We start from the raw sequence: 13,734 nt of genomic DNA, 5'->3' as shown, positions 1-13,734 counted from the left end.
GAGACAGTGGACGAGGAAGCAAGCATCATCCTGGGGGATGCCATCGCCTTTTGCCAGCGCGACGGACAAGATGCACGCCTCATCAACATGCTGGGGCAATCGCGCGCCATAAGCCTGACCGAAGATACGCTCACGATCGAGGCCCCCTCGCGCTTTGCCATCGCGCAGCTCAAAAAGCATCAGCCGACTATTGAGGCCTATCTGGAAGAAATCGCCTTTGCACCGATTGCACTCGACATCGTGGCACCGCAAGGCGCCGCGACGGAATCCGCTGCCGCGACGGCGCCGACCACGGCTCCCGCTGCTTCCCCGGCGGCGCCGGCCTCCGCAGGCGACGTGCCGACAATCGAGCACCAGCGCAGCGATGTTTCCCGTGAAACCATGGCACCGTTGCCGGCCGCGGCGGCGACGTCAACGAACGCACCCGTCACGCACATGCCCATCGCTCACGACGCAGCGGCGGGCGCGGATTCGGGCATTGCAATCAAGAACACGCTCTCGGCCGATGATTTTCGTCGCATGATGAACCAGATGAAGGGCGGAGCGCCGACTAAATCCACGCAAGCTGCGACCCCCGCCTCATCCATGCCAGCACCGACCGTGCCGGCCGAGCAGAATATGGATGGAGCCCCGCTCGCCGCGAACTCAAAATTTACCTTTGAGAACTTTGTCTACGGCCCCGAGAACAGCCATGCCTATCGCTCGGCACTCAAGTTTGCCGCCCTCGCGGACGAGCGCGGCACGTGCACATCACTGTTCATCTACGGCAAATCGGGCCTGGGCAAGACGCACCTGCTGCTTGCCATCAAAAACGAGCTCGCCGAGAAGTCGCCCGAGATCAAGGTCAAGTATGCCAACTCCCAGGCATATCTGGACGACCTGATGACCGAGTTCGACCGCCAAAAGAAGAGCAACGCCCCCATCATGCAGGCGTACCACGGTGTGGACGTGCTCATCATCGATGACATCCAAAACATCATCGGCAAGCGCGCGAGCGTGGACTACTTTTTCCAGCTCATGGACGAGTTCATCCGCAACAACAAGAAGGTCGTCATCGCGGCAGACCGCGCCCCCAAGGACCTGAGCATGGACGAACGCCTGACCAGCCGCTTTAACGCCGGTATGCTCTGCCTGGTCGCAGAGCCCAGCTACGAGATGAAATACAAGATCTTGCAGCGCTATTACGAGAACACCATCGTCGCCGCTCCCGAGGCAGGCGACGACTCGCTGCTGGCGGCCTATGGGGGCGACGGCGGGCACCTGACCGACGAGCACTTTAAACACATGGCCGAGGTCTCGGGCGCCAACATCCGCGAACTCGAGAGCTTCTGCGAGCGCTGTGCCGGCGAGGCGGGGGACCGCGAGCGCGAGGGCGGGGAGCTCACCTTTGACGATATCGACGCCATCGCCAGCCAGTACTTCGACACATCGGCCAAAAAGATCAACGTCCAGACGGTTCAGTCCGTCATCGAAGAGCAGTACGGCGTGACGCACGAGGAGCTCATCGGCCCGCGTCGCAACGCCAATATCGCCAAAGCACGCCATATCGCTATCTACCTGGCCATCGAGATGTGCGAGATGACGACCACGGCAGTGGGCGCCGAATTTGGCAACCGCAACCACTCGACCGTCAGCACGAGCTACAAAAAGGTCCAGAAGATGATCCAGGAAGATCGCACCGTCACCGAAGACCTCAAGTCGCTGCGCGATAAAATTACACTGCGCTCGTAGGGAAATAGAGACACCTGTTGAAAACTTGTCGAAACCACGGGCATAAGGTGTCTAAAACCCAACCCGCGGTGATGAAAAGTTTTGCGCAGGTTTTGAACGTGGAAAACCACCCCTGTTGCACACAGGTTGCTGTCGATTCTCTTTCTGGGTCTGACCTGCGTCTTTGGGAGTAATCAACAGTTTCGTCAGTGCTATTACTATTATTAAGATATTTATATCTATAGAAAGGTATTAAAAGATGAAGTTCACCGTCAGCCAGAGCTCGCTTACACAAGCCATCGGCGTCGTTATGAAGGGTGTCGCTTCGGCATCCACCCTTCCCATCCTGTCGGGCGTGCTCGTTAAGGCCCAAGACGGCATCTTGGAATTCCAGACCTCTAACTACACCATCTCGATCCGTCATCGCATCGCGGCGCATGTCGAAGAAGAGGGCGAGATGGTTATCCCCTGTAAGATGCTCTCCAATATCACCAAGACCCTCCCCGATGCCCCGGTCACCTTTGAGCTGTCCGAGCGCCAGGTGCTGATTGGTTGCGAGAAGAGCTCGTTCCGTCTGAACACGCTCGATGCCAATGACTTCCCCGAGTTTCCAGCCTATGCCATCGAGAGCGCCGTGGAACTGCCGACCGATATCTTGTCCGAGATGGTCGGCCGTGTGTGGCGCGTCACCTCGACCGACAAGGCCCGCCCCATCCTGGGTGGCGTGCACATGAAGGTCGAGAACAACACCGTGCGCCTGGTGGCGACCGATTCCTTCCGCTTGGCCGTGTGCGATACGCAGGTCGAGACCTCAACCCTCGAGGGCTCCTTTGAACTCAACGTTCCGGCCGACGCCTTTAACGACGCGCTGAACATCATGGCCAGCCAGACGACCATCATGATCGGGGCTACCGACACCCAGGTCGTCTTTGAGGCCGGCAACACCACCTACGTGTCGCGCCGCATCGAGGGCGTGTACCCCAACTACAAGCAGCTCATCCCCGATTCGTGCGTGACGAGCGTCAAGATCGACGTCGCCGCCTTTAACGCCGCCCTCAAGCGCGTGGCCGTTATCGCGAGCGCTAACCCCGCTGTCAAGTTCGAGATCGATGTCGAGAACGGGCAGATGGGCCTATCCTCCATTTCCAATGACCAGGACCTTGCGCAGGAGACGATCGATGTCGAGGCCGAGGGCGAGTCGGGTACCATCGCCTTCAACTACCACTACATCTTCGGCTGCCTCAATGCCCTGTCCAAGGAGAAGGAGATCACGCTGGAGCTCAAGAGCTACTCGCAGGCGGGCATCTTCAAGTCCTACGACAAGATCAACTACCTGTACCTGGTCATGCCGGTCCGCATCTAGCGCTGCGCCATGACCATGTTCGCCCGCGATCTTTCCGTCGCGCACTACCGCAGTTTCGAGAGCTATTGCCTTGCCCTGGACGAGGGCGTGACGATACTTGCGGGACCCAACGCGGCGGGAAAGACCAATCTCATAGAGGCGCTGCAGCTGCTGACGAGCGGCGCCTCGTTTAGGCATCCGACCGCAGCCGAGCTCGTCCATGACGGCGTGGGCTCGTGCAAGGTCGAGCTGAGGCTCGAGGGCGACGGCCGCGTGCTTGATATGGGATTGAGCGCGGAGGACGGTAAGCGCTCGTTTAGCCGCAACGGCAAGAGATGCTCTGCCGCCGGTGTGCGCGGGGTTCTGCCGAGCGTGCTGTTTTGCCCCGACCATCTGGACATGGTTAAGCGAGGCGCCAGTGTGCGCCGCGCCGCCCTCGATGGCTTTGGCATGCAACTGAGCGCACGCTATGCCGATCTTGCGAGCACCTATGGGCGCTGCGTGACCCAGCGTAACGCCTTGCTCAAGGAGACCTGGTGCTGCCGTGAGATGCTCGGCGCGTGGAACGATTCGATTGCCCGCGCGGGCTCGGCCCTGCTCGTGCACCGGTTGGCCCTGCTCGACCGGCTGGCGGGCCATGTGCGCACTGCCTACGGGCAAGTGGCGTCCGGTGAGGCTGCCAACGTGACCTATACGTCCACGCTGGGGGATTTGCCCCAGGTCGAGGATCGCGAAGAGCTGAAGGGCTGGGCGTACGAGCGCATGCTGGCCGCCCTTGATGAGCACGCCGACGAGGAAATTCGCCGCGGCGTGACGTTGGTGGGACCGCATCGCGACGAGATTGAATTTACCGTGGCGGGTCGCTCCGCTCGTTCATTTGCCAGCCAAGGACAGCAGCGAACGTTGGTGCTGTCCTGGAAGGTGGCCGAGGTGGCCGTGGCTCGCGATGTTCTGGGCACCGCCCCACTGCTGCTTTTGGACGACGTGATGAGCGAGCTCGACGGCGAGCGCCGCGGTGCTTTTCTGCGGCTGATCGGCGATGATATCCAAACGGTCATAACCACGACCAACCTGGGATACTTTACCGATGACCTGCTTGATCGAGCCAAGGTGGTGAGCATGGGTGAGACGTGCTAATTACGAGCGCGAGAGCGAGACGGTCGCCTTCAGTGGGTTTTTGAACGCAGAGCGCCAGCGCATCCTGGCGTCGGCGACGCCTGAGCGCCGTGCGCAGATGGAGGCTGCCGAGGAGTCGCGCGCGGTCTATCGCGCGTGGAACGCGGTGTGCTCGGGCACGCGCGAGGGGCGGCATGTGACGGGTCTGCGCTACCTGCCCGAGTCCAATGAGCTGCTGGTATATCTCGATTCGCCCTCGTGGACGCAGGAAATGACGCTGTTGCGTGAGATCATCCGCGCGCGCATGGAGCGCGCCGGTGCGCATGTGGACGGCCTGGTGTTCAAAACCACCGCACCCGGTCACACGCCGCCCGCCGCCAAGGAGCGCCTGCGCCCGGCGACGACCGAGCGCCCGCCGGCCCCGCACGCCGACCTAAGCGAGGCCGAGCGCACCGAGATTGAGCGCCAAGTGGCACCCATCGAAGACCAAAAACTGCGCGAGGCCCTCGAGAATGCCATGAGAGCCAGTGCCGAGTGGGCCAAGGGCGTGCAAAGCAAAAAAGAGCCTTAAATCGCATCTGGTGGCCTTGTAGAGCCAAATACCCTCGTTCCCGAGGGTATTTTTTTACGATAAACTAGTAAGGCTGTACACATTTTCTTGACTGAAGGAGGACGTGTGGCAAACGAAAACGATTACGATGGCGGCGAGATTAAGATTCTCGAAGGTCTCGAGGCCGTTCGTAAGCGCCCGGGCATGTATATCGGCTCGACGAGCGCCAGCGGTCTGCATCACCTGGTGTGGGAGATCGTTGACAACTCCGTCGACGAGGCCATGGCCGGTTTCTGCACCGAGATCCAGGTGACGGTCCACGCCGACAACTCCATCACGGTCGTCGACAACGGGCGCGGCATCCCCGTCGACGAGCACCCTGTTAAAAAGATCCCGACGCTCGAGGTCGTCATGACGATCTTGCACGCCGGCGGTAAGTTCGATAACTCGGCCTATAAGGTTTCGGGCGGCCTGCACGGCGTTGGTATCTCCGTCGTCAACGCACTGTCCAAGCGCGTGGTCGTTCAGGTTCGTCGCGACGGCAACACCTACGAGATGGAGTTCTCGCGCGGCAAGACCGTTAAGAAGATGGAGGTCGTGGGCACCTCGGATTCGACGGGCACCACCGTCACCTTCTGGCCCGACGACGAGATCTTCGAGACCTGCATCTACGATTTCGATACGCTGCACAACCGTCTGCAGGAGACGGCGTTCCTCAATAAGAACCTCAAGATCGTGCTGACCGACGAGCGCGAGGCGACTCCCCATGTGGAGGAGTTTTGCTACGAGGGCGGCATCATCGACTTCGTCAAGTTCCTCAACGAGGGCAAGGACGTCCCCGAGGCCTTTAAGGAGCCCATCTACATCGAGGGCAAATCGGACCCGGACGCGCCTGTGACCAAGATGGGCGAGGTCGAGGTTTCCCTGCAGTGGAATAGCGGCTACGGCGAGAACGTCATGTCGTTTGCCAACGACATCTACACTCCCGAGGGCGGCATGCACCTTGAGGGCTTCCGCACCGCGCTCACCCGCGTGATCAACGATTACGCGCGCAAGCAGAACCTGCTCAAGGAAAAAGACGCCAACCTGACCGGCGACGATGTGCGCGAGGGCCTTTCGGCCGTTATCTCGGTCAAGCTGCCCGATCCGCAGTTTGAGGGCCAGACCAAGGCCAAACTCGGCAGCTCCTATATGCGCGCGCTCACGCTCAAGATTGTGACCGACGGCCTCGCCGATTACTTGGAGGAGCATCCCAAGCCCGCCCGCGAGATCGTCAAGAAGGCGCAACAGGCCTGCAAGGCGCGCAACGCCGCCCGCAAGGCGCGCGAAGCGACGCGTCGCAAGAGCCTGCTCGAGACGGCGTCCCTGCCCGGTAAGCTCGCCGACTGCTCGGTGCGCGATGCCGAGCTGACCGAGCTCTTCATCGTAGAGGGCGACTCGGCAGGCGGTTCGGCCAAGGACGGCCGTCGCCGAGACATCCAGGCGATTCTGCCCCTGCGCGGCAAGATTTTGAACGTCGAACGCGTTGGTGACCATCGCGCGTTCTCGAGTGACACCATCCAGTCGCTGATTACCGCGATCGGCTGTGGCGTCACGACGAGCGCCGGCGACGGCGGCGACTTCGATATCACCAAGGCGCGCTACCACAAGATCATCATCATGACCGATGCAGACGTCGACGGTGCACATATCCGCATCCTGCTGCTGACGTTCTTCTACAAGTACATGCGTCCGCTGATCGATGCCGGCTACGTCTATGTCGCCTGCCCGCCCATCTTTGGCATTAAGGTGCGCAACAAGATTCACTACGTGTATCCCAACGGCCGCCAGCCCGAAGACGAGATCCTGCGCGACACCATCCAGAGCCTGGGCCTGAACCCCGACGATAACGACGAGGACGGCAAGGCCAAGGACGGCAAGATCACCAAAAAGCGCAAGGGCTATACCGTTCAGCGCTACAAGGGCCTGGGCGAGATGGACCCCAAGCAGCTTGCCTCGACGACGATGGATCCCAAGACCCGCATCCTGCAGCGTGTGTCGATCGAGGACGCCGTGGTGGCGGACCGCGCCGTGCGCGAGCTGATGGGTTCCGAGGTCGGCTATCGCCGCGAGTACATCGAGAAGCACGCACATGATGCACGCTTCCTTGACGCTTAAGAGGAGGTAACGTGGCAGACGATATCAACAATAACGAGGGTATGGACGAGGCCAGCGACGCCGGCATGCCCGATGATCTGAAGCGCCTGCTCGCTCGTGCTGAGCAGGGCGAGGACGGCGACCCGGACGCCTATAATCCCGATGCCGATGATGAGGAAGAAGAAGACGACGCCGAGCTCGAGGAGAGCTTTGGCGAAGTCGACCGTGGCGCCTCGGCCGGCGAGGATATCAACGGCGGCCAGCTCCAGATTTCGGAGTTTGGCCGCGAGATGAAGCAGTCGTTCATCGAGTATTCGATGTCGGTCATCACGGCGCGCGCCTTGCCGGACGTGCGCGACGGCTTAAAGCCGGTGCACCGCCGCATTCTGTACGCGATGAACGAGAGCGGCATCTACCCCAACCGCCCGCACAAGAAGTCGGCCTGGACGGTCGGCGAAGTTATCGGCAAGTACCACCCGCATGGTGACTCTGCGGTCTACGAGGCCATGGTCCGCCTGGCACAGTGGTTCTCCATGCGCACGCCGCTCATCGACGGTCATGGCAACTTCGGCAACATCGACGGCGACGGCGCGGCAGCCATGCGTTACACCGAGAGTCGCCTGGCCAAGCCCGCCATGGAACTGCTGCGTGACTTGCAGAAGGATACCGTCGACTGGCAGCCCAACTACGACGAATCGCTCGCCGAGCCCGTGGCGCTGCCTGCGCGCTTCCCCAACCTGCTGGTCAACGGCAGCCAGGGCATCGCCGTCGGCATGGCCACCAACATCGCCCCGCATAACCTCACCGAGGCGATCGAGGCCACCTGCTACCTGATCGACAACCCCGACGCCACCGTCGACGAGCTCATGCAGATCATGCCCGGTCCGGACTTCCCCACCGGCGCCATCATCATGGGCAGCGCCGGCATTAAGCAGAGCTACGAGACCGGCCGCGGCTCCATTACCGTGCGTGCCAAGGCACACGTGGAGTCCACCAAGACCGGTCGCAGCCGCCTGGTCTTTACCGAGATTCCCTATATGGTCAACAAAGGCACCCTGCAGGAGAAGATCGCCCAGCTCGTCAACGACAAGCGCATCGAGGGCATCTCGGATATGCGCGATGAGTCCAACCAGAAGGGCATCCGTCTGGTCATCGAGCTCAAGAAGGGCGTCATTCCGCAGGTCGTGCTCAACAATCTGTATAAGTACACCTCGCTGCAGACGACCTTTGGCGCCAACAACCTGGCGCTTGTCAACGGCGTTCCCAAATGCCTGAGCCTGCGCGAGATGCTGCAGCACTACATCGACCACCAGGTCGACGTCGTCACCCGCCGCACCCGCTTCGACCTTAAGAAGGCCCAGGCCCGCGCGCATATCCTCGAGGGCTACCTGATGGCCCTTGACCATATCGACGAGGTCATCAGCATCATACGCTCCTCGCAGACCGACTCCGAGGCCAGCAGCCGACTGATCGAACGCTTTGGCTTTACGCCCGAGCAGACCACGGCCATCCTCGAGATGAAGCTGCGCCGCCTGACCGGCCTGGAGCGCGACAAGATCCAAGAAGAGTTGGACGGCCTGCGCCGCGCCATCGCCTACTACGAGGACCTGCTGGCGCACGAGGAGAAGATTCTGGGCGTCATCAAGGAAGAGATGCGCGAGATCTCCAAGAAGTTTGGCGACAAGCGCCGTACCGAAATCAGCCAGGTTGAGAAGGACCTGGATGTCGAGGACCTCATCGCCGACGAGGATATGGTCGTGACCATCACCCACACCGGCTACGTCAAGCGCATCCCGGTGGCCGCCTATCGCGCCCAAAAGCGCGGCGGCAAGGGCGTGTCGGGCGTCAACCTCAAAGAGGACGACGTTATCGACGAGATGTTTATCGCATCCACGCACGAGTACGTGCTGTTCTTCTCGAGCAAGGGCAAGGTCTATCGCCTGAAGGTGCACGAGCTGCCGGTTGGCACGCGTCAGGCGCGCGGTACCGCGATCGTCAACCTGCTGCCCTTTGAGGACGGCGAGAAGATCGCGAGCGTCATCAGCTGCCGCGAGTTCCCGGCCAACGAGTACCTGATGTTTGCCACTAAGAGCGGCATGGTCAAGAAGACCGTGATGAGCGCATATGACCGCAGCCGTCGCGACGGCCTGATCGCTATCAACCTGCGTGACGACGACGCGCTGCTGAACGTGCGCCGCGTGCGCGAGGGCGACAAGATTATCCTGGCCACCACCGCGGGCAAGGCGATCATGTTCTCCGAGGAGCAGGTACGCGCTACCGGCCGCGATACCAGCGGCGTTCGCGGTATCGGTCTGAAGGACGGCGTGAGCGTTCTGGGCATGGAAGTCACTAACGGCAACGGCGATCTGTTCGTCATCACCGAGCGCGGTTACGGCAAGCGCACGCCGGTTGCGGACTACCCGGAGCAGAATCGCGGCGGCCAGGGCGTCTACACCATCCAAATGACCGAGCGTAAGGGTAACCTCGCGGCCATGAAGACGGTGGGCCCGCAGCACGAGCTGTTCATCGTGACGGAGGGCGCGACGGTCATTCGCGTCAAGACCGACGAGATCAGCCAGACCGGCCGCGCCACCCAGGGCGTCAAGATGATGACCGTCGACGACAACGACCGCGTATGCGCCGTAGCCCGCATGACGGCAGCCAAGGAAAAGCCCGAAGGCGAAGCCACAGAAAACGGCTCTGCTTCCGAAGAAACCCCTGTCGATCTAGGCGACGGCAACGACATGCCAGAAGATCTCCTCGACGAGTAAGAGGCCCTAGCTGGTAGAAAATATCAGACCCCATATATCGGCGGTCGGCGCACTGCGCGCCGACCGCTTTTTTGAAAACCTTGGGACCCCATGGTCGCTGGGCTGGCGAGGTGGTTTTGGTTTGTCGCGAGTTCCGCACGCAAAGAAGGCCACTTAATGTGGCCTTCGTCTTGCGCAGAACTGTCCGAGCAGCAAACCAAAACCATCTCGCCAGCCCAGCGACCACCCCTCCCAAAGATTTTCAAAAAAGTTGTTGACGCGCGCGTAACGACTCGTCTAATATATCCCTTGCGCGATGGACCTGTAGCTCAGTTGGTTAGAGCGTCCGGCTGATAACCGGGAGGTCACAAGTTCGAATCTTGTCAGGTCCACCACTTTCTTTCGCAATAAACACCCCAGCGAGAGCCGAGTCGCCGCTGGGGTGTTTATTACTGTCTCCGTGGGGGTTTAGCTCAGCTGGGAGAGCGCGGGCTTTGCAAGCCTGAGGTCAGGGGTTCGATCCCCCTAACCTCCACCATGATGGACCTGTAGCTCAGTTGGTTAGAGCGTCCGGCTGATAACCGGGAGGTCACAAGTTCGAATCTTGTCAGGTCCACCATCAAAACTGTGAAGAGCCCTGGGGCATTGCCTCGGGGCTTTTTTCTTGTCTGCGATAAATCTCATTTTGGTTTTGTGTGCTGTGCGAAAGATTGGGTAGTATAGCTATTCAATGCGGCGGACTGCCGCGTGTTAACCGCTACGTACCGGAGGTGTTCCATGGTTCGTGTCGACATAGAGACCATCGTCATGGCCGCCGGTCCCGTGCCATCGCTTATCGTGCTTCGCGAGCGCTGCAGCAAATCGGACTCGCCCGCGCCGCGGCGTTCCCTTTCCATTCAGACTGGTTCGTTTGAAGCCGCTGCCATCAGCCGCGGCATCGATAGCGGCCGCGCCGAGCGCCCGATTACCCATGACCTGTTGCTCGATACTGTTGGCGCCCTGGGCGCCAAGCTCGAGCGCATCGAGATCGTTCGCGCCGAGCCGCCGGTGTTCTACGCGACGATCGTCGTACTGGCCGATGGTGACGAGCGCAAGATCGACGCCCGCCCCAGTGATGCCATTGCCCTTGCCGTGCGCAGCAATGCCCCCATGTTTGTGGAGGACGACATCATGAATCGCCTGGGCACTGTTTCTACCCACGCCGAGGAAGTCGACGACGAGCAGGAGTTCGAGAAGTTCGACGAGTTCGTCCATACGCTCTCCCCCGATGACTTCTAAATGCGGGGCGTCCAGGTTGCGGAGCGTTCGCTGATGGCCGGCGGTATGTCGGCTGAGGCGGCTGCAATCGTCCGCGAGGCCCAGATGCGCTCGGAGGCTTCTGAGGCGGCTCGCATTGCCTATGTGACGCAGGCCCGCACGCTTCGCGAACGCCGCGGCTCGTTTATCAAGATGGTTGTCATCTCCGCCCTTGTTGCGGCAATCTGCTCGCGCCTTCGTGGTACAGTTGGTGCGCTTGGGTTTTCGATCTCTACGGGCCTGGTGATCTGGGGCGTGGTCGATGCGGTAATGCTGACCAGTCAGATCAAGGTGCTCGACAAGCGCGCAGCGGACATGATGCGCGCCCGCGACGCTGCCGCCAGGATCGCCGCCGAGGCACAAGAACTGTAACGACGCCAGACTCGATGGGAAGGTCTAAAGATGGCACAGGATATGCAGGACGCCGGCAACGTCTCCGCCGAGCTCGACGCCATGGTGTGCGATCTGATCGGCGCGTTCTTGGACGACCTTGCCGCCGGTGAAAACCCTGGCGTGGTCGTGGCAATTGAGGACGCCGCTTCCAACCGTTATCTGGCGGCGCTCGATGAGGATGGCGAAGAGGCGTGCCTCGAGGCGGCCACCAACTTTATCTCCGAGCACAAGATGGGTCTTAAGGACGAGGGCCTGGGCCGTATCGCTCGCTATGCCATCGGCTACACCGGCTGCGTCGAGATTGACGGCGGCTATCACGATGCTCTGCTCGTGAGCTTCTTCGAAACCACGCTCGAGAGTGGTTTTTCGGCATATGTGCTGTATGAGGGCATGGGCGCCGGCGATGGTTTTATGTGGAGCGACCCTGAACCTGCAGGTGAGGAAACCCCTCTCATCTAAAATCGCTAAAATAAACGAGTTTTCGGTAAAAGGCTCAATATTCCCGCCGAGCGTTGCGTTGCTGGGTGGGTCGCATACGCGTGCCGGTTGTATATAGATAGAAGATAGGGGAACTACATGCGCGTAGACAATCTGAGGAACATCGCCATCATCGCCCACGTCGACCACGGCAAGACGACGATGGTCGACAAGCTCCTGCGTGCCACGGACGCCTTCCGTGCCAACCAGCAGGTCGAGGACCGCGTCCTGGATTCCAACGACCAGGAGCGCGAGCGCGGCATTACGATTCTCGCCAAGAACATCTCTATCGAGTACAAGGACGTCAAGATCAACGTCATCGACACTCCGGGCCACGCCGACTTTGGTGGCGAGGTCGAGCGCGTGCTGCGTATGGCCGACGGCGCCCTGCTGCTGGTCGACGCCTTTGAGGGCCCCATGCCCCAGACCCGCTTCGTGCTGCGTCACGCTATCGACACCGGCCTTAAGATCATGATCGTCATCAACAAGATCGATCGTCCGGGCGCCAATCCCGAGAAGGCCTACAACGACTGCCTGGACCTCATGGCCGACCTGGGCGCCACCGACGACCAGCTTGAGTTCGCCATGGAGCACGTGGTCTACGCCAGCGCCATGAATGGCTTTGCCCGCCTTGACCCCAACGACGGCAACATGGACATGTACCCGCTGCTCGACATGATCATCGACGACATGCCTGCGCCCGAGGTTGACGAGAACGCCCCGCTGGCCATGCAGTGCGTGACCATCGACCACTCCAACTTCGTCGGTCGCATCGGTATCGGCCGCGTGTACTCTGGCACCATCCACCAGGGCGACCAGATTCTGGTTGTGAAGAACGACGGCTCCAGCGCCACCGCTACCGTCAAGCAGCTCTTTACCTTCGACTACCTGGGCCGCACCGAGTGCCAGGAAGTCGGCGCCGGCGATATCGCCGCTGTCGTGGGTATTGACCGCACCGATATCGGCGATGTTTACACCGACCCCGAGAACCCTGTCGAGCTCGAGCCCATCGAGATCGACCCGCCGACCCTGTCCATCGTCTTTGAGGCTTCGACCTCCCCGCTCGTCGGCCGTGATGGCGACATCGTGGGCGCCCGTCAGCTCAAGGAGCGCCTGTTCAACGAGGCCGAGAACAACGTGACCATGAAGATCGAGGAGCTCGAGGACAAGAGCGGCGTCGAGGTCTCTGGCCGCGGCATCCTGCACCTGTCCGTCCTGATGGAGTCCATGCGCCGCGAGGGCTTTGAGTTCCAGGTCGGCCGTCCCCGCGTTCTGTTTAAGAAGGACGAGAACGGCAACAAGATGGAGCCTGTCGAGCAGGCCGTCGTCGAGTGCCCGGACGAGTACTCGGGCAAGGTCGTTGAGGTCTTCGGTACCTCCGGCGGCATCATGACGAGCATGGACACCTCGGGCATCGTGACGCACCTCGAGTTCAAAATCCCGACGCGCGGCATCATGGGTCTTAAGAACCGCATCATGAACGTCACCCACGGCGAGGGCGTGTTCTACCACACCTTCCTGGAGTATGGTCCCTATGCCGGCGAGATCGGCAACCGTCAGAACGGCGCCATGATTTCTATGACCACCGAGAAGGCCGTCGCCTACGCTCTGGGCACGTTGCAGGAGCGCGGCCAGCTGTTCGTTGAGCCGGGCACCGAGTGCTATGAGGGCATGATCGTGGGCGAGCGCAGCAAGGCCGGCGACATGGTCGTCAACATCGCCCGTACCAAGAACCTGGGCAACCAGCGTTCCTCGACCTCCGATATCTCCGTCCAGCTGGTGCCGCCCCGCACCTTCTCGCTGGAGGAGGCGCTGGAGTACATCGCCGACGACGAGCTGGTCGAGATCACTCCCAAGAACATCCGCCTGCGCAAGCGTCTGCTCAACGCCACCGACCGCAAGAAGGCTGCCGTCCGCGCCGGTCAGGTCAACAAATAAGCGCTGGGCTTTATAGCGACTAACAA

10 protein-coding genes and 3 tRNA genes are annotated in these 13,734 nt (G+C 61.0%); all 13 read left to right on the top strand.

The genetic code is table 11. From position 1 onward, the window contains the following. Positions 1-6: 6 nt before the first annotated feature. Positions 7-1,731 (top strand): DnaA/Hda family protein, encoded by a 1,725-nt coding sequence (locus AAAX35_RS01460; RefSeq protein ID WP_349116496.1) that lies wholly within the window; start codon positions 7-9, stop codon positions 1,729-1,731. Positions 1,732-1,969: 238 nt separating this feature from the next. After that, complete coding sequence (gene dnaN / locus AAAX35_RS01455; protein WP_349116495.1) at positions 1,970-3,073, top strand: DNA polymerase III subunit beta; 1,104 nt, start codon at positions 1,970-1,972, stop codon at positions 3,071-3,073. A 9-nt stretch (positions 3,074-3,082) separates the two neighbouring features. After that, the gene (gene recF / locus AAAX35_RS01450) at positions 3,083-4,189 is read left to right on the top strand and encodes a DNA replication and repair protein RecF (protein WP_349116494.1); all 1,107 of its coding nucleotides are present in this window, start codon (positions 3,083-3,085) and stop codon (positions 4,187-4,189) included. After that, positions 4,176-4,739 (top strand): DciA family protein, encoded by a 564-nt coding sequence (locus tag AAAX35_RS01445; protein WP_271734049.1) that lies wholly within the window; start codon positions 4,176-4,178, stop codon positions 4,737-4,739. The genes recF and AAAX35_RS01445 overlap by 14 nt, the downstream gene beginning before the upstream one ends. 105 nt (positions 4,740-4,844) lie before the next feature. Then, entirely contained in the window at positions 4,845-6,875 is a 2,031-nt protein-coding gene (gene gyrB / locus AAAX35_RS01440; RefSeq protein WP_055310298.1) for a DNA topoisomerase (ATP-hydrolyzing) subunit B, read from the top strand. A 41-nt stretch (positions 6,876-6,916) separates the two neighbouring features. Further along, a complete protein-coding gene (gene gyrA, locus AAAX35_RS01435; protein ID WP_349116514.1) occupies positions 6,917-9,625 on the top strand; it encodes a DNA gyrase subunit A in 2,709 nt (902 codons plus the stop codon). A 297-nt stretch (positions 9,626-9,922) separates the two neighbouring features. Then, a tRNA-Ile gene (locus tag AAAX35_RS01430) sits at positions 9,923-9,999 on the top strand. Positions 10,000-10,066: 67 nt separating this feature from the next. Then, positions 10,067-10,142 (top strand) — tRNA-Ala (locus AAAX35_RS01425). Between the two features lie 4 nt (positions 10,143-10,146). After that, positions 10,147-10,223 (top strand) — tRNA-Ile (locus AAAX35_RS01420). A gap of 158 nt (positions 10,224-10,381) precedes the next feature. After that, on the top strand, positions 10,382-10,882 hold the full coding sequence (locus AAAX35_RS01415) for a bifunctional nuclease family protein (protein WP_349116493.1): 501 nt from the start codon (positions 10,382-10,384) through the stop codon (positions 10,880-10,882). 33 nt (positions 10,883-10,915) lie between these two features. Beyond that, on the top strand, positions 10,916-11,272 hold the full coding sequence (locus tag AAAX35_RS01410) for a hypothetical protein (RefSeq protein ID WP_349116492.1): 357 nt from the start codon (positions 10,916-10,918) through the stop codon (positions 11,270-11,272). A 30-nt stretch (positions 11,273-11,302) separates the two neighbouring features. Further along, positions 11,303-11,752, top strand: coding sequence for a hypothetical protein (locus AAAX35_RS01405; RefSeq protein WP_089572580.1), 450 nt, complete (start codon positions 11,303-11,305; stop codon positions 11,750-11,752). Positions 11,753-11,869: 117 nt separating this feature from the next. Next, positions 11,870-13,708 carry a translational GTPase TypA gene (typA, locus tag AAAX35_RS01400; RefSeq protein WP_006235837.1) on the top strand — a complete coding sequence of 613 codons (1,839 nt, stop codon included), beginning with the start codon at positions 11,870-11,872 and terminating at the stop codon, positions 13,706-13,708. Positions 13,709-13,734 lie beyond the last annotated feature (26 nt).

The organism is Collinsella sp. CLA-ER-H11 (assembly GCF_040092445.1).
Taxonomy (GTDB): Bacteria; Actinomycetota; Coriobacteriia; order Coriobacteriales; family Coriobacteriaceae; genus Collinsella.
Note: the sequence above shows the minus strand (reverse complement) of the source record. Positions and strands in the feature narration are given on the sequence as shown.

Bases quoted from the DNA above. Each gene is read 5' to 3' on its own strand.
- typA (WP_006235837.1), top strand. From the start codon at position 11,870: ATGCGCGTAGACAATCTGAGGAACATCGCCATCATCGCCCACGTCGAC.
- recF (WP_349116494.1), top strand. From the start codon at position 3,083: ATGACCATGTTCGCCCGCGATCTTTCCGTCGCGCACTACCGCAGTTTC.
- dnaN (WP_349116495.1), top strand. From the start codon at position 1,970: ATGAAGTTCACCGTCAGCCAGAGCTCGCTTACACAAGCCATCGGCGTC.
- AAAX35_RS01415 (WP_349116493.1), top strand. From the start codon at position 10,382: ATGGTTCGTGTCGACATAGAGACCATCGTCATGGCCGCCGGTCCCGTG.
- AAAX35_RS01410 (WP_349116492.1), top strand. From the start codon at position 10,916: ATGGCCGGCGGTATGTCGGCTGAGGCGGCTGCAATCGTCCGCGAGGCC.
- AAAX35_RS01405 (WP_089572580.1), top strand. From the start codon at position 11,303: ATGGCACAGGATATGCAGGACGCCGGCAACGTCTCCGCCGAGCTCGAC.
- gyrA (WP_349116514.1), top strand. From the start codon at position 6,917: ATGGACGAGGCCAGCGACGCCGGCATGCCCGATGATCTGAAGCGCCTG.